Origin of the sequence: Streptomyces sp. NPDC006012 (assembly GCF_042871185.1) — a bacterium.
In the GTDB taxonomy this organism is placed as follows: domain Bacteria; phylum Actinomycetota; class Actinomycetes; order Streptomycetales; family Streptomycetaceae; genus Streptomyces.
This window is the reverse complement of record NZ_JBIAIE010000010.1, coordinates 173530-189132: the sequence shown is the minus strand read 5'-3', so window position 1 is coordinate 189132 and position 15603 is coordinate 173530. Positions and strand designations below refer to the sequence as shown.

Below are 15603 nucleotides of genomic sequence, written 5' to 3'. Positions count from 1 at the left end.
ACGGAGCCGGAAGACCCTCACGAGCAGCCGGTGACTTCCGCCCGTCATACGGTTCCGGTATGAAGCACCGATTCCTTGTCTCAGGCGCGCTTGCCCTGGTCGCGCCGCTGACGACCACCGCGTGCTCGTCGTCCTCGCCGTCCACGTCCGCCCAGTCGCCGTCCGCGGTCTCCCGGGCCACGGCGGTGCCCACCGGTCCCTTCGCCCTCGGCCGGGGCCAGGGTTTCGACGCCTCGGGCGCGTTCCTCTCCCTGATGACCTGTGACAGCCCCCACGACTACTCCCCCGCGCTCACGTTCAAGAACGTCCCCGTCGGGACCGCCGAGCTGGCCCTGTCCATGGTCGACCTGGACAACCACAAGATCCACTGGCTGCAGGTCGGCCTGCCCGCGACGGCGTCGGGAACGAAGGCCCACACCCTGACGCCCGGTGCCAGGGAACTCCTGAACGACCTCGGCGAGGCGACGTATGACGGCCCCTGCCCGCCCGCCGGTCAGACGCACCGGTACCAGCTCACGCTGTACGCGCTCCGCACTCCGCTGCCCGCGTCCTTCGGCCGGGACACCTCGCCGAGCCAGATCCTCAAGGAACTACGCAGCCACGCCGATGCCACCGCGGTGCTGGTCGCCCCCTACACACGGAAAGGACCGTAGCGGCGGTTCACACGGGTGGAATCGGCCTCCTCGCCCGGCGGCAGGGCGGCCGACGGCCTCGGGCGGTCTGACCGGAACGCGGACGCCGGTCGTCCGGTGCTCCGGCCCTCACGGTGCGGCGCCCGGCGCGGGTCGTCCCTCGTCGGCGTGGGCGGCTTTGCGGACCCGGCGGAGCTTGGCGGCGAAGGCAAGCGCCGAGGCGACGAAGAGGACAGCGGTGATGGCCAGCCACCGGCCCAGATAGACCTCTGCGGACAGCCGGGTGGCACCGGGGTACGGGACCGACAGGTTGAAGACGAGCGGGAACCAGACCAGCAGGAGCAGGCCGGAGAGGAAGCCGGGGACGCGCAGGTAGTTGGCCCAGGGCACCCGCGGTTCGGGAGCGGCCCGGTGCCGGAGGACGGAGCCGGCCGACTGGTCGGCGAGGGAGTACAGAGGCAGCAGGATCAGGTCGTGCAGGATCGCCGCGCCGACGAGCCAGATCGCGACTTCGAGGGGACGGACGGCGAACAGCCGCACCATGGCGTAGCCGGCGATGGCGAACGAGGCGATCAGGGCGAGGAGGTGGAGGGGGCCGGAGCCGTACCAGCGGACGAAGCGTGCCATGGTCAGATCCTGAAGGTGAGCCGGTGCACCCACTTGGTGTTGTTCACTCCGGGGTTGGCCGGGACGATGACGCGGGCCGGGAAACCGTGATCGAGCGAGAGGTCCGCGCCGTTGACGTGCAGGGCGAGCAGCGAGCGCGGGTCGTGGATCTGGTTGCCCCGCAGAAGAACCGAGCTGTAGGGGCCGGGTGGTTGGACGGACTCCACCAGGACGCTTCCGGCTCCGGGGCTTCCGGCCATGGCCGCGAGGTCGGTCAGCCGCAGGCCGCTCCAGTGCTGGTCGGAGGTGGACCATCCCTCCACGCAGGCGATCGGCAGTGCGGCGGTGTGCTGGGACAGGGCGAGAAGCTGCGCGCGGGTGAAGACGCGCGTCGGACCGGGGCCGTGGATCTCCAGCCGCCAGTCGGGGCCGACGTGCGCGGGGGTGACGCCGACGGACGCGGCCGTCTTGTTGATCTGAAAGCCGTTCGGGCCGCTGCCAGGAGTGCGGTTGTGCGGTGCGAGCAGCGCGGTGTAGCGCAGCCAGCCGCCGATGCTCTGCCCCGCGGTGACCGCGAGCAGGAGCAGCGACCCGCCTCCCACCATGGCCAGCGCACCGCGCCGGGTCATCGTCGGCGGCGCGGGCGCGACCGGGACCAGACCGTCGGGATCGGGGGGCTCGGGCCGGGTGTGGGCGAGGTCGGTGCGCAGTTCGGCGGCCAGGCCGCGGGAGCGCAGGGCGCGGGTCATCCGGCCGAGCCTGAGGCACACATGGACGAGGAAGGCGGCGATGAACACCCAGGCGCCGTAGAAGTGCAGGGTGTAGAAGGAACCGGGGAAGACGTAGTAGAGCTGGATGTTGAGGATGCCGGTGACGAATTCGAAGATCGCGCCGCCGACCAGCATGAGCAGGGACAGCCGCTCCAGCCCGTGGGCGACGGAGCGGACCGGCGGCCACTCGAACAGCTTCGGGATCACCGACCACAGCTTGGCCAGCAGCACCGGCACGAGGACCACGCCGAGCGTCACGTGCACGCCCTGGGTCAGCCGGTAGAGCCAGTACGGATGCGTGGGCCAGTGGAAGAGGTAGAAGCCCAGCAGGCCCTTGTCCGGGGTCTGGTCGTTGATGCGGCCGAGTCCGGGGTTGTAGGAGGCGTAGGAGAGCATCCCCGTGACGAACAGCACCGGAATGCCGATCAGCAGGACCAGGCCGAACACGGACGTCAGCCACGGCCCGCGGAGGGGACTGCGCCAGAAGCCGGGGCGGAACGCCCCCGGGGGAGGCGGAATCCGCTCGGCCCGGCGCTTGAGGGCCCGGAGGCGGGCGGCTCCGTTCCCGGCTCGCGCCGTCGCGGCAGCACGGGCACGCTCGACGAGCCCGCGCGCCCGGCCCTCGTCCGGGGTCGGGCGCTGTGGCCCGCCGGAGCCCGGGACCGGCGGCCGTCCGCCGCTGTCCATCGGCTGCCTCCTTCCACCGCCGGCCCGCTGCTCGGCGTCGGGTCCGGACCGGCGTCGTCCTGACTGTCCAGAGCCCTGTCGGAAAGTCAGCTACAACCTGACACGGATCGAGTCGGGGTGCCGTGCCGGGCGTGCATGCGGGTGTCCGCTGTCAGCCGAGCGGCTGAACGCCGCCGCACGGTGGCCTGCTGCTGACGGGTGCGGCGCCTGCGGCCGGCCCAGCCGCAGGGCTCTGGTGCATGGCGTGGCACCTCCGGCCCGCCCGGCCGCAGGGCCCTGGTGCCCGGGCCGGCCGGAGGTCCTCCCTCAGGCGCCGGCCGGCCGCAGGTCTCCGCCGCCGCGCGCCCGCGCGCGGACGAGTGCGCCGGCGAGCACCGTCAGGGCGGCCGACCCGTACGCGGCGGCCTGGACGCAATTCCACTGCAGGGCGTCCGCGATGTAGAGCGCCGTGCCCGCGGCGGTGACGGTGAGCCATTCCCACCGTCCGCCCATGGCCACGAGGGCCACGACGAGCAGCGCGTACCAGTAGTAGGCGGGCGAGGTGAGCAGCATCGCGGTGCCCGTGACCAGCAGCGAGCCGTGCCACGGTCGCTGTGGATCGCCCCGCCGCAGGACGTAGAAGGCGCTGAGCGCGACCAGGGCGACGGCGACGGGGGCGGCCCACTGGTCCGGCAGCACCAGCCGGAGCAACGCGAACCGGCCGACATCGCCCGAGTCGTAACCCTCCTCCCGTAGATAGCCGGGGAGATAACCCAGGACCGCGGTACCGGAGGTCAGTACGTAGGGGAGATAGACGAGCACCACGACGCCGGCGGCCGCGAGCAGCACGCCCGCCGTTCTCCGCAGCCGGGCACGGGGAGTGACGCCCGGCGCCAGCACCCCCGACAGCACGCCCGGCAGGGTGAGCACGGGAAGCAGCTTGACGGCGACGGCCGCGCCGAGCAGCGCGCCACGGCGTACTCCCACCGCCGTACCGAGCGCGGCGACCGTGAGCAGCACTCCGAGGGTGTCCACGTGGGCGTCGTTGACCGCGGCGAACGGTACCGCCGGACACCAGGCCCACAGTGCCACCCGCCGTATGTCGCCACGGGTTCGTCGCTGCACCAGCAGCAGTACGGCCGTCGTGGCGACGGCGAGCAGTGCCCCGGCGAGTTGCAGGGGCTTGTGCCGCCCGCCTGCCGGGGAGACGGCGTGCACCAGCAGGAACCATCCTTCGGCCACGGGCGGGTAGATCGTGCGTGCGGACGGCCTGTTGATGTGCGTGCACCCGCCCGGCACCGGGTGGAGGTCCCACGCACGGCACTCGGTCCGGGCGGGGAAGATCCACGGTTCACGCAGTCGGGCGAGCTGTGGCGCGTCCGGCGGGTAGGCGTACGGGGAGATCCCAGTGGCCTGTACGGTGCCGTCCCACGCATAGCGGTACATGTCGTCGCTGGTGCGGGGCGGAGCGGAGAGCGCCGCCCCGCACAGGGCGATCCCCCCGGCCAAAATCAGCGTCACGGCGGTGCGCACCGGCACCCGGCGCACGGTCCACGCCGCGCCGGCGAACAGTGCCCAGGCGGCGGCGTACCAGTACAGCAGCGCGGTCGGCCGGCCCAGATCACCGCCCATGCGGACCGTCCCGGCGACGACTGCCGTGAGGGCGGCGAGAAGCGTCGTGGCACAGAGCGTGCGTACTCCCACACCCGCCACAGTGGCAGCCGCGGACGCGCCGCCCGGACTCGCCGCGCCGTGTCCCCGGAACCAGCCGTGGCCTCGAAGACGTACCGGTACGTGTCAGGGGAGGACTCGAACGTGTCACGGGCGTGCCGGTACGTGTCACGGTGGGGGCCGGGACTCGTCGAGGGAGGGGCGTGCTCCTCACGTGCGCAGCGGGCACTGCCGTGTGCGCGTCGGTCACGGCGGCGAGGAGTCGTCCGTGCTCGGCCTGCGACGCGCCGCCCCCCATTACGTCGTAATAGCCTTGAGGAGTCGACGATTTGGGGTCGGCCGGCACCTCATGGTCGAGTCGGCGTCCCGGTGGCCCAGCCCCAGCGGGCGGTGGGCCCTGACACGCCCGGCACCGGCCTTGCGTGCCATCCCGTACCGGGCGGTTACGGTGAGATGTGGCCAGTCACGACACCGGACGGCGTGGACGGGTGCGTCGGCCGGGGTACGGCGCCGCCGCGGGTGTCTTCGCCGTCGGGATGATGGGCACCACCCTGCCGACGCCCCTGTACGAGTTGTACCGTCGGCAGATCGGGTTCTCCGAGCTGATCGTGACGGTGGTGTTCGCCGTCTACGCGGTGGGGGTCATCGCCGCGCTGCTGGTCGCCGGGGACTTCTCCGACGTGCTGGGACGGCGCCCGATGCTGTTCTGGGCGCTCGGTCTGTCCGCGCTCAGCGCGGTGTGCTTCCTGTGCGAGGGCGGTCTGTCCCTGCTGTTCACCGGGCGGGTCCTGTCGGGTTTCTCCGCCGGTCTGTTCAGTGGCACCGGCACCGCTGCCGTCCTGGAACTGGCACCGGCGGGGCGCCGCGCACGCGCCGCGTTCGCGGCGACCGCCGCGAACATGGGCGGCCTCGGACTGGGTCCTCTAGTGTCCGGTGTCCTCGCCGAGTACGCGCCCTGGCCACTGAAGCTGCCCTTCCTCGTCCACCTGGTCCTCCTGGCGTCGGCTGTCGCGGCCACCTGCCTGCTCCCGGAGACCGTGCACCGCACCAGTCCCCGGCCCCCGCTGCGGCCGCAGGGCATGACGGTCCCGCCCGAAGTGCGCGGCGTGTTCATGCCGAGCGCGCTCGCGGCCTTCGCGGGTTTCTCCCTGCTGGGTCTGTTCACCGCGGTCGCCCCGGACTTTCTCGCCCGGACGCTGGGCGAGCACAATCTCGCGGGGGTCGGCGCCGTCGTCTTCACCGTGTTCTGCGCCTCCACCGGGGGGCAGTTGCTCATGGGACGGGTCGGACCGCGCAGGGCACAGCCGTTGGGATGCCTGGTGCTCGTCGCGGGTCTGCTGCTCGTCGGAGCCTCGCTGCTGCTGGCGTCGCTGCCGTTGCTCCTCGTGGGCGCCGCGACCGGCGGCGTGGGCCAGGGGCTGGCCTTCCGTGCGGGCCTGACCGAGGTGGGCTCAGCGGCACCGGACGCCCGCCGAGGGGCCGTCATCTCGGCCTTCTTCGTGGTCGCCTATGTGGGGATCTCCGTGCCCGTGGTCGGGGTCGGTGCCCTGGCGGTGGCGCTGGGGGTGCGGAACGCCGGCCTGGTGTTCACGGGGTGTGCGGTCCTCGTCGTCTCCGGGGTGTGCGTCGGCCTGTGGCGCCGGCCCGCCGTGGCGCCCTGAGGGGAACGGCAGCGGCGGTGCGGCGGCCGGAACGAGTGTCTGCCGTGTCCGGCATCATCGTTGTGTCTGTCGCAGGCCCCCGTTGACGGGCACGGGGCCGTCGGAGGCACCACAACTGTGCTGGAGCACGTGGAACGTGAAAGAGTCACCTGTACTCGGACCCGGCGTACCGGCTCGGGCAGGCCACCCCTGATCGTCCCCGGTGCCCCGGCCGACGCCGCCGCACGACAAGCCGGTCGTGACGGCGCTGGACGTGCCCGGACCGGTCCAACCCATCCGTCCGGCCCAAGCGTCAACGGGGGCGCCCGGCACGATGACGCCCCGCGATTCTGTGGGGCTTTCCCAAGCGGCGCTCGCCAAGCCGGTCATACAATACCCAACGTACGGTTTGTTTTTAGCCGATCGGCCTGACCGGTCATCAGGCCGACACGTCCTGGGGGAACAGGGAATCACCACGATGGCACGACAGGAACGAGCGATCGCAACGCGCCGGAGACTGCTGAGGGGGGCGGCCGAAGTCTTCGACGAACGCGGCTACGCGGCCACGAGCATCAACGAGATCCAGGAGCGCAGCGGCATCACCAAGGGTGCCATGTACTTCCACTTCAAGTCGAAGGCGGAGATCGCGAACACCGTCATGGCCGCGCAGACCGAGATCCCGGTCGAGGTGCGCAGCCCGTCCGAATCGCCGCTGCAACAGGTCATCGACTTCACGCATGTGCTGGCCCACCGGCTGCGCACCGACGTCCTGTTCCGGGCGAGCATCCGGCTCACGGTGGAGCAGGGGACCTTCCAGTCCGACGAATCGGACATGTACGACTGGTGGCTGCACGCCTTCACCCGCGATCTGGCGCGCGCCCAGGGTGCCGGAGAACTGCGTGAGGAGATGACTCCCGAGGATGTGGCGGCCAGCGTGGTGGGCTGCTTCACCGGCATCCAGATGCTCTCCCACGTCATCTGCGGCCGTCGTGACCTCCATCAGCGGCTGGCCTGCTGGTGGCAGCAGATCCTCCCCGGCATCGCGACGCCGGACGCCGCGGCCGAGGCCCGGCCGGCCGGGTCACCGGAACTCGACCTGTCCTACGACACCTGACCGCTGTGCGAAGCAGGAGCCCGGCGCGCCCCAACCGTCCGACGAGCCACCGGCCGTGATCGGTGGCCGCCGGTCACCGTGACCGGCCGGCGTCCCCCGGCCCGGCCTCCTGGCCGCCCAACTGCGTGAGGATGTTGGTCAGTTCGCGGAGGCGGGGGTGATTGGGGCCGTGTGTGCCCTGGTAGCCCTCGATCGCGTCGCGCAGCAGCGGCACGGCCTCCGCGGTGCGGCCCTGGTTGGCCTTCATCGCCGCGAGGTCGACCTGCACGCCGAGGGTCTTGGCGTGCCGGGGGCCGTGCGCCCGCCGGTACCCCGCAAGCACCTCGGCGATCAGCGCCTCGGCTTCGGTGGCGCGGCCGAGCCGGTTCAGGACGACCGCGTAGTTGTGCCGGGCGGTCAGGGTGTCCGGATCCCGGTCGCCCTTCAGCCGTGAGCGGACCTCGACCAGTTCCCCGTACATCGTCAGGGCCTCGGTGTGCCTGCCCTGGTGGATGAGGACGGCGGCGAGGTTGTGCCGTACGGTCAGGGCCAGGTCGCTGTCGGCGACAGTGTCGGTCAGCATCGCCCGGTACATGCGCTCGGCCCCGGCGAGCCGGTCGGGCGAGCCGCGCAGTGCGCCCGCCAGGGTGTTCCTGCTGCTCAGCGTGTCCGGATGGGTGGCACCGAGGGTGCGGGTACGGCGGGCGACGGTGTCCCTCATCAGCCCCTCCGCCTCCTCCCCGCGCCCGAGGCCGAGCAGGACGTTGCCCAGGTTCGTCGCGATCGACAGGGTCTGCGCGTCGTCCTGGCCGCGCAGCCGCTCCCACCCGGCCAGCGCCTGGCGCAACCGCTGTTCGGCGACTGCGAGATGGCCGCCCTCCTGCAGGAGCCGGGTGAGGTCGTTCAGCGCCAGAAGTCTGTTCTCCTCGTCGTTCGCGCGGGCGGCGACCAGCCAGTCGAGCAGTTCGACGGCGTCGTTGCGCCGGCCGGGCTGCCCGCCCAGGGCCACCGCGTGCACGTGCAGCGCGTGCAGTGTCTCCGGGTGCTCCAGGCCGAGTTCTTCGCGTTTGCGCTCGAACTCCAGGCCGGACGCGAACTCTGCGGTCACCGAGAGCTTGATGTCGACCAGCGGTACGTCGCCGCGCCGCTCCGTCACCTTGATCTCGGCACTGCCGAAGTCACCGACGTAGTGGTCGGTGATCTCGGGCTGATTCCTGTTCGTCTTCTTCTTGCCCCAGAACGCCACCTCACCAGCATGGCCGAAATGCCGCACCGGCGCCCATGGGTTGGACGTTCAGGTGGCCCTTATCGGCCGGAATACAGGTACGCCGCCCACAGCGTCGGGGTCCTCGGGTAGCGATCCCGGCAGCGGCGGACGGCGTGGTGCAGGACCGTCGCGACGTCCTCGCCCCCTGCGATCCCCTGGTGCAGGTCCACCGCCACCAGCCGGGCGACGTGGTCGTTGACCTGCCACAGCGTGCCCACGACCTGCGGATAGCCGGCGAGTTGGAAGGCCGACACCAGGTGCAGCCCCTCGTCCGGGATCCGGTGGGTGCCGAGGGACGTCTCGCAGGCCGACAGCACCGCGAGCCGGACACCGGAGAGGTCCAGCGCCGACACGTCGAGCACCGACAGCGAGCCGTCGTGCAGCAGCAGATGCCCGGCTGACGGATCATCGGGGTCGTTCGCCGCGTGGCAGGCGAAGTGCGCCGACGCGTGCGTGGCCAGCGCCGCACGGACCGTGCCGACCGTCGCCTGCGGGCCGGTCAGCCGCGTCGCCGGAGTCAGCGCGGCGATCTGGCCCGCCTCGCGTTCCGTGCTGCGCAGCGCCTTCGCGCCGGGTGCGTCGCCGATCGCCACGACCACCAGGTCGTCGCCCGCCCGTGCGTACCGGTCCCGCGCGTGCCGCAGGGCGCGCAGCGTCGGGGTGTAGGCGGAGACGGCCCGGTCGAGGACCGTGGCACCGTCCGGGAAGCGGCCGGCCGCGTGGAGCGGGAGCAACGCGAGCTGGCCCACCGGCGACCACCAGATCCGCGGCGGGGTGCCGGACGGTGCGGCGGTGTGACCGAGCCGCTTCAGCACCGGTTCGGCGACGACGTCCCACAGCCAGCCCAGCACCCGTGTGACGGTGGTCTGGGCCTCGGACTCCCCGGGTCCCGGCCGGGTCGCCGCGGCGAGTGCGGTTCCGAACGCGTCGGCCTGCTGCGCCACGGAGTCCGGTGTCACGCCCGGCAGTTCGACCGTCGTGACGCCCGCGGGTTCGACGATCAGCGCGTCGCTGCGCAAGGCGCTCACGTTGATGAGGACGACCGGTCCGTCCTCGGTGGCGGCCAGCAGGTCGGTCAGCTCGGGTGGCGCGAGGAAGTCCTCGAATCCTGGCAGGGCGCGGGCCTCGCCGAGCAGCCGCCCCAGACGGATGTCCAGGCCGTGCCGCTCGTCGGCGGCCGCGCCCAGGAGATGCCCGGACGGGGCCAGCCGGTCGAACGCCTCGCCCAACCGATCGGCGAGTTCCGGTGCGGCGGCGTGCAGCCGGGTCAGATCGGTGCGGCTCTGCAGCACCTGCCCGCCCAGGACGCCACGGCCGAGTTCCAGCAGTCGTACCGCGGTCTGCGGGTCGTTCGCCCACACGGCACTGGCGGCCGCGTCGGCGGCGAGGCCGTTCAGCTCCTCCAGCATCCGTTGCTGGTCCAGGCGGGCCAGCCGCCGCGGGACCACCAGCGGAAGCAGGCCGACCGCGAACGCGTAGGCGTCCCGCGCCCGGTGCCAGTGCGCTGCCTCCGCCTCCGTGCGGGCCCATGCGCGGGCGGCCCTGATCCGTACGATCGGCTGCGCCTCCTCCGTCCGCGCCGCCTCGTGGAATGCCTGCCCCGCCGCGGCGAGGACGCCGGGGTCCAGGCTCGTCCCGTAGCGGGCGTACAGGGCGTCACCGTAGTTGATCTGGGCCGCGCCGCGGCGCGGAGTACCGGGAGCGGTCGCCCGGACGACGCTGCCCAGAGCCGTCACGGCCCGGCCCAGGGCCGCGGGGTCGCCGCTGAAGCGGTGGTCGGTGAGCCAGAGCCGGCCCAGGTTGCCCAGCGCCGCCACATGGTCCGACCCGCCGTACGGCACCGACTCGACGACCTGCGTGTACTCGGTGACGGCCTGCGTCAGGTCGGTGCGCAGCCGGGTGCGCAGGAACCGGTCGTGGTGCAGCAGCCCGAGCAGCAGTGGGATCGTGGCGTCCTTGCTGCCTCGTCCGCGCGCGGCCCGGCCGGTCTCCACGGCCTGGTCAAGCAGCTCGATGTCGTCGGTCTGTTCGACCAGGTCGTGCACGGCGATCAGGTAGTTCTCGCACCGGTTGCCCCATGAGCGGGTGCCGGCCGGGGTGGCCGCGAGCACCTCGTGCAGGAGGCCCACGCCTTCCCGCAGGGCCGCGAGGTCGCCGGTGTACCGGCCGCGGTCCCGCAGCGCGGCGGCGAGGTCCACCTTGAAGTCGAGCAGCAGGGCCGATGTGCTCGGGGCGCCCGCCACCGCGGCCCGCAGGTGGCCGATGGCGGTCTCCCGCACCGATTCGTCACCCGTGTGTTCGGCGGAACTCTGCAGCACGTCGCCGAGGAGGTTGACCCGCAGCAGGTGGTTGAGGTCGTCGGCGGGCGACGTCCGGACGCTCTCCTCAAGGACGCGGGCCGCCTCGACGAGCGCGGTGTGGTCGTCGGTCAGCGTGTACCGCTGGTAGAGGGCCCTGCCCAGGACGAACAGCACCGCCGGTACGGGTGGCAGCCGGGACGCCGACTCGACGGCCTCGGCGATGTACGACGCATCGCGGGTGTGCTCGGCCAGCACGGTCAGCGCCTCGGCCCGCATCGTGGCCACCACCCGCCGCTCCTGCTCGTCCAGTTCCGGGAGCGCCGCGTCGCAGCCGGCGATCGCCTCGTGCAGCGCCGACACGTCACCGAAGTACTCGAAGTGGTCCAGCAGCAGGGCACTGAGGTTGGCCCGCAACGTGTGCCCGACCGGATGGTCCGGCACATGGGCGATGGCGGTGCGCAGCAGGGCGATCCCCTCCAGCAGATCGGCCGGATCACCCGTGTACCGGTGGCGGTCGCGCAAGCTCATGGCCAGGTCGAGCATGGCGTTCACCGAGCCCTCGTCGGCCAGGCGCCGGCTGTGCTCGATATCGCTGTCGAAGGGTGTCGGGGTCACTGTGCGAGGCTATCCTCACTACGATGAGCGCTGACCAACTCGCCATCCTGTGCGAGCGTTTGGCCGACTGCGCCGACGCGGTGCGGACCTCGCCGGAGATCCGGGCATGTGCGGAGTCGATCGCCGACCGGGTACGCGGCGGTACCGCGCCCCTCGAACTCGCCGACGACTTCGACGAACTGGAAGAACTGCTGCTGCAGGCCGGATACGCGGCGGGGCTGAGCCCGGTCCGTGTCTACGAGCGGCTGCTCGGCGCCGGCGACGGGCACCGTGTCCTCGAAGCCCTCACCTGCCCCGGCGGCAGCTGCTCCCGTATCGAGGCGCCGGGCGCGGTGCCGGTGGAGTGCCTGGTGCACCGGCGGCCGATGGCCGTCACAAGGCTGGGGTCGTGACCAGGTTCCTGGAGGCGCTGGGCGGCAAACTGGCCGAACGGTGGCTCGCCCTGCTGCTCGGCCCCAGCGTGCTGCTGATGGGCGTGATCGCGGCGGGGGTGTCGCTCGGGCACCGGCGCTGGCACGACACCGGCCTGCTGCTCGACCGGCTCGACCGACTGTCGGCACAGCCGGCGCTGCGGACCGGTGGCACGCTCGTCCTCGTCCTGGCGGGGGTCCTCGTCGTCTCCACGGGCCTCGGGCTGGCGGTCACCGCGCTGGGCGCCGTGGTGGAACGGCTGTGGCTCGGCGACCGGCCGCGACGGCTCACCGCCCGGCGCCGGCGGCGTTGGGACGCCGCGCAGGAGCGGTTCGACCGCGCTCTGGTGGCGGCGGCGCGGGCCGAGCGCACGCCCGAGGCGGCGGCGGCCGCGGCGCGGGCCCGAGAGCTCAACGCCCTGCGCAACCGCATCAGCCTCGCGCCGCCGGCCCGCCCGTTCTGGCTGGGCGACCGGATCGCCGCGGTGGACACCCGGGTCTGGGACAGCTACCGGCTCGACCTCACCTCGGCCTGGCCACGGTTGTGGCTGACGCTGCCCGAGGACGTCCGTGCCGAGATCGGCACGGCCCGCGGCAGTCTGGCCGCGGCGACCCGGCTGCTGGCGTGGTCCGTCGGCTATCTCGCCGTCGGCCTCGTGTGGTGGCCGTCGGCGGTCGTCGGCGTCGTCACGGCCGTGACCGCCTGGTGGCGGGCGCGGGCGGCGGGCGCGGCGTTCGCGGAACTCGCCGAGTCGGCCGTCGACCTGCACGGCCGAGGGCTCGCGGAAAGCCTCGGCATCCCCTGCGCGGGCCCGCTCACCGAGGACGTCGGCGCCGAGATCACCACCTTGCTGAGGAAACGGACATGACCTTCTTCTCCCGCCGCCGCAGGCCCGTCGACTCGCCGACCCTGGACGACCAGGCCGTCCTGGTGATCGACCAGCACGCACTGCCCTACAGGTCGCCGCACTGGTACGGCCATGCGGACTACCACGTACGGGTCTTCCGGCCCGGGAACGCGCCGAGACCGGTCGTCGTCATGGGCGATCTGGACAACGACCCCGTCGCCTCGGTCACCAACAAGTGCCCCGAGGTCACGGCGATCGTCGCCGACCTGGTGCTGCGCCGCCACGGCGTGCACCCCACCCGGTTCGAGGACCACGCCCGGTGGCTCACCTACTACGCGGCCGCCGGTGTGATCGGCGAGAGGTTCTGCGAGGTGCACGACTTCGACGTGGTGCCCGGTTACGAGCCGCCGCTGGTCGAGGTCAGGTACCGGGACCTGCGGCGCGACGAGGCCGAGGATCTTGTGGGCGGGCCGCTCGGCAGCTGGCAGCGCCAGGACTACACGGCCGAGGAACTCCAGCGGCGCGGAGTCCGCGTGATGCACGTGCACTCTGCCAGTTCGTGATCCGGGTGCACTCGGCGGGTTCGTGATGCAGGAAGGCCGGGCGGCGGTCTCCGTCCGGACGCGGGGCCCTCGGACCGTCGCCGTCAGCCGGCCCGGCGGCGCGGGGAGCACCAGCAGTCCACGCGGCCGCAGAGGGACGGGCCGCGCTCGGTCAGGGGGTGGTCATGGTCTGCTCCGCCGGGTTCGACGGCGCCTTCCCACGGAGCTGGAACAGCAGCGGGGTCGCCAGGAGGAAGACCCCCGCGAGGGCGATCGCCGTGCGGGGGCTGGTGGCGGCGGCCAGCACGCCCCACACGGCGGTCAGGAGCGCGATGCTGGCGCTGCTGCTGATCGACCACGCGGTCAGGGTGCGGGCGACGCGGTCGGAGGCGATGTGGTGGAGGCGGTGGGTGGCCACCAGCGGGTTGAACACGCCGAAGCAGGTCACCACAGCGAACTGGACGCCGATGACGAGCAGGATCCCGGGGACGCCGGGTCGGACGAACGCCAGCCCGACGGGCCAGCAGCCGCGCAGTACTCCGGTGACGAGCAGCACCCTGTGCTGTCCGAAACGCGCCACGAGCCGTGGCGCGAGGCGCGCGCCGAGAAGACCTCCGGCGCAGGGCAGCGCGAACACGAGACCGTACTGCCAGGGGGCGAACCCGAGGCGGCCGACCAGGAGTACGGCGAGCAGCGGGTCGGCCGCCATGATCAGACCGTTGACGACGATCGTGTTGAAGAACAGCGGGCGCAGCGCGGAATGGGTGAGTATGTAGCGCCATCCTTCGAGGAGTTCGGCCGCACGCGGCCGCTGTGCGCCGGTGCGCGAGGGGCGCTGTTCCGTCCCGCCGATGGCGCGGATGCCCAGCGCCGAGAGCAGATAGCTGACGGCGTCGGCGGCCACGGTCGTCACCGGGCCGAACAGACCGATCGCGGCACCGCCGAGCGGGGGTCCGAGCACGGTCGCGCTCCACGTCGTGGACTCGAACCGGCCGTTCGCGACGAGGAGGTCGGCGGGCGCCACCAGCGCCTTCAGATACGCGCCGCTGGCGGCCTTGAAGGCGATGTCGGCCGCGGCGGTGACGACGGAGACGACGAGGAGTTGGGGGAAGCTGAGCCAGCCGAGCAGGTACGCGGCGGGGACGCTCATCAACGCCGCGAACCGGGTCAGGTCCATGGCCATCATCACCGGCCGTTTACGGCGGAACTCCATCCACGGGCCGAGCGGAACCGCCACCAGGGCTCCCACCGCACGCCCCGCGGCGGACAGGGCCGACACCTCGGTCGGCCCGGAGTGCAGCACGAGGACCGCGATCAGGGGAAACGCACCGAACCCGAACCCCGTGCCGTACGCGCTGACGGCATACGCCCCCCACAGCCATCCGAAGCTCCTCCCCAGCGCCCGCCTGCTTGCCATGCCCCACACAACCCTTGCCGTTCGGAACAGCCTCTTCTGACCAACGGCATCAAAGTGCTGACGGATGCCCGGATCAAACAACCGACCCGGCAGGAAAGCACAACCATCCGTTGTACCGATAGCCTGACCGGTGTGGATCTCGATGCTGTGCGCACCTTCGTGACCGCCGCGGACGCGGGGCGGTTCCAGGACGCCGCCGACGAACTGGCGGTCACCCAGCAGGCCGTCTCCAAGCGCATCGCCACCCTGGAGAAGGTCCTCGGGGTGCGGCTTTTCACCCGCACCGCGCGGGGCGCGACGCTCACCATCGACGGGCAGGCGTTCCTGCCGCACGCCCGCGGTCTCCTGCGGGCCGAGGACCGGGCTGTCGCCTCCGTGCGTCCCGGCCGTCGTGCGCTGCGCGTCGACGTGATCGGCCGACGGCTCGCCCCGGCCGCCCAGCTGGGGGACTTCCGCCGCGCGCACCCCGAGGTCGAGCTGGACGTCGTGACCCTCTTCGATGTCGACGCGGCCGTCGACGCGATCCGCGCCGGCACGATCGACGCGTCCTTCCGTGCCGTCACCATGCCCGGAAAGCGGCTCCCGGACGGTATCGGGGCCACCCGCGCCTTCGACGAACCCCTCCAACTGCTCACCGGGCCCTCCCACGAACTCGCCGCCGCCCGCGCGGTCCGGCCCGCCGACCTGGTCGGGCACCGGATCTGGATGCCCGGCCTCGTTCCCGGAACCGAATCGACCGCCTACTACGACGATCTGGCCGCCGCGTTCGGACTCACCATCGAGATCACCGGCCCCGACTTCGGCACCGAACCCCTGCTGGACACCATCGCCGACTCCCGGTCGCTGGCGACGTTCGTCGGGGAGCAGACCCGTCTGGTCTGGCCCGCCGACCACGGCCTGCGGCGCCTCGCCCTGCGGGACCCGACGCCGGTCTACCCGCACTCACTGGTATGGCACCACGACAACCCGCACCCGGGCCTCGCCACGCTGCGCGACCACTTCCGCTCCGGACGGTTCGGCCACGCCGAGGCCGGGACGTGGACACCGGCCTGGGCATAGCGGACCGGACCGCCGCGTCACGCGGCGGTCCGGTCCGCGAGCGCGTCGGTGTACCGCGGTGTGATGG

General features: G+C 72.4%; 13 protein-coding genes. 7 read left to right on the top strand and 6 right to left on the bottom strand.

Annotated features, from left to right (window positions below; translation table 11 throughout):
- Positions 1 to 59 precede the first annotated feature (59 nt).
- Positions 60 to 653, top strand: coding sequence for a YbhB/YbcL family Raf kinase inhibitor-like protein (locus tag ACFYPJ_RS20020; protein WP_389018593.1), 594 nt, complete (start codon positions 60 to 62; stop codon positions 651 to 653).
- 108 nt (positions 654 to 761) lie between these two features.
- Here the strand turns inward: ACFYPJ_RS20020 and ACFYPJ_RS20015 are convergent, their stop codons facing one another.
- The 3 genes from ACFYPJ_RS20015 to ACFYPJ_RS20005 all read right to left on the bottom strand — a co-directional run bounded on the left by ACFYPJ_RS20015 (position 762) and on the right by ACFYPJ_RS20005 (position 4378).
- The gene (locus ACFYPJ_RS20015) at positions 762 to 1259 is read right to left on the bottom strand and encodes a hypothetical protein (RefSeq protein WP_389018591.1); all 498 of its coding nucleotides are present in this window, start codon (positions 1257 to 1259) and stop codon (positions 762 to 764) included.
- Positions 1260 to 1261: 2 nt separating this feature from the next.
- Positions 1262 to 2695, bottom strand: a complete 1434-nt coding sequence (locus tag ACFYPJ_RS20010; protein ID WP_389018588.1) for a molybdopterin-dependent oxidoreductase — start codon at positions 2693 to 2695, stop codon at positions 1262 to 1264.
- A 306-nt stretch (positions 2696 to 3001) separates the two neighbouring features.
- Complete coding sequence (locus tag ACFYPJ_RS20005) at positions 3002 to 4378, bottom strand: glycosyltransferase 87 family protein (RefSeq protein ID WP_389018586.1); 1377 nt, start codon at positions 4376 to 4378, stop codon at positions 3002 to 3004.
- 455 nt (positions 4379 to 4833) lie between these two features.
- Between ACFYPJ_RS20005 and ACFYPJ_RS20000 the strand changes: the two genes are divergently transcribed.
- Both ACFYPJ_RS20000 and ACFYPJ_RS19995 read left to right on the top strand, forming a co-directional pair.
- Positions 4834 to 6006, top strand: coding sequence for an MFS transporter (locus ACFYPJ_RS20000; RefSeq protein WP_389018724.1), 1173 nt, complete (start codon positions 4834 to 4836; stop codon positions 6004 to 6006).
- Between the two features lie 457 nt (positions 6007 to 6463).
- Positions 6464 to 7099, top strand: coding sequence for a ScbR family autoregulator-binding transcription factor (locus ACFYPJ_RS19995; RefSeq protein WP_389018583.1), 636 nt, complete (start codon positions 6464 to 6466; stop codon positions 7097 to 7099).
- A 73-nt stretch (positions 7100 to 7172) separates the two neighbouring features.
- Here the strand turns inward: ACFYPJ_RS19995 and ACFYPJ_RS19990 are convergent, their stop codons facing one another.
- Positions 7173 to 8324 carry a tetratricopeptide repeat protein gene (locus ACFYPJ_RS19990; protein ID WP_389018580.1) on the bottom strand — a complete coding sequence of 384 codons (1152 nt, stop codon included), beginning with the start codon at positions 8322 to 8324 and terminating at the stop codon, positions 7173 to 7175.
- Positions 8325 to 8383: 59 nt separating this feature from the next.
- Positions 8384 to 11260 (bottom strand): CHAT domain-containing protein, encoded by a 2877-nt coding sequence (locus ACFYPJ_RS19985; RefSeq protein ID WP_389018578.1) that lies wholly within the window; start codon positions 11258 to 11260, stop codon positions 8384 to 8386.
- Between the two features lie 23 nt (positions 11261 to 11283).
- Between ACFYPJ_RS19985 and ACFYPJ_RS19980 the strand changes: the two genes are divergently transcribed.
- Genes ACFYPJ_RS19980 through ACFYPJ_RS19970 form a run of 3 tightly spaced genes read left to right on the top strand, consistent with a single transcriptional unit; the run spans position 11284 to position 13081 of the window.
- On the top strand, positions 11284 to 11652 hold the full coding sequence (locus ACFYPJ_RS19980) for a hypothetical protein (protein ID WP_389018576.1): 369 nt from the start codon (positions 11284 to 11286) through the stop codon (positions 11650 to 11652).
- Positions 11649 to 12539, top strand: a complete 891-nt coding sequence (locus ACFYPJ_RS19975) for a hypothetical protein (protein WP_389018574.1) — start codon at positions 11649 to 11651, stop codon at positions 12537 to 12539. Before ACFYPJ_RS19980 ends, ACFYPJ_RS19975 begins: the two co-directional genes overlap by 4 nt.
- A complete protein-coding gene (locus tag ACFYPJ_RS19970) occupies positions 12536 to 13081 on the top strand; it encodes a hypothetical protein (protein ID WP_389018571.1) in 546 nt (181 codons plus the stop codon). The genes ACFYPJ_RS19975 and ACFYPJ_RS19970 overlap by 4 nt, the downstream gene beginning before the upstream one ends.
- 151 nt (positions 13082 to 13232) lie before the next feature.
- On the opposite strand, the gene ACFYPJ_RS19965 is transcribed toward ACFYPJ_RS19970, so the two are convergent.
- On the bottom strand, positions 13233 to 14477 hold the full coding sequence (locus ACFYPJ_RS19965) for an MFS transporter (protein ID WP_389018568.1): 1245 nt from the start codon (positions 14475 to 14477) through the stop codon (positions 13233 to 13235).
- 132 nt (positions 14478 to 14609) lie between these two features.
- Here ACFYPJ_RS19965 and ACFYPJ_RS19960 point away from each other — a divergent pair, with 132 nt between their 5' ends.
- Entirely contained in the window at positions 14610 to 15536 is a 927-nt protein-coding gene (locus ACFYPJ_RS19960) for a LysR family transcriptional regulator (RefSeq protein ID WP_389018565.1), read from the top strand.
- Positions 15537 to 15603: the final 67 nt, after the last annotated feature.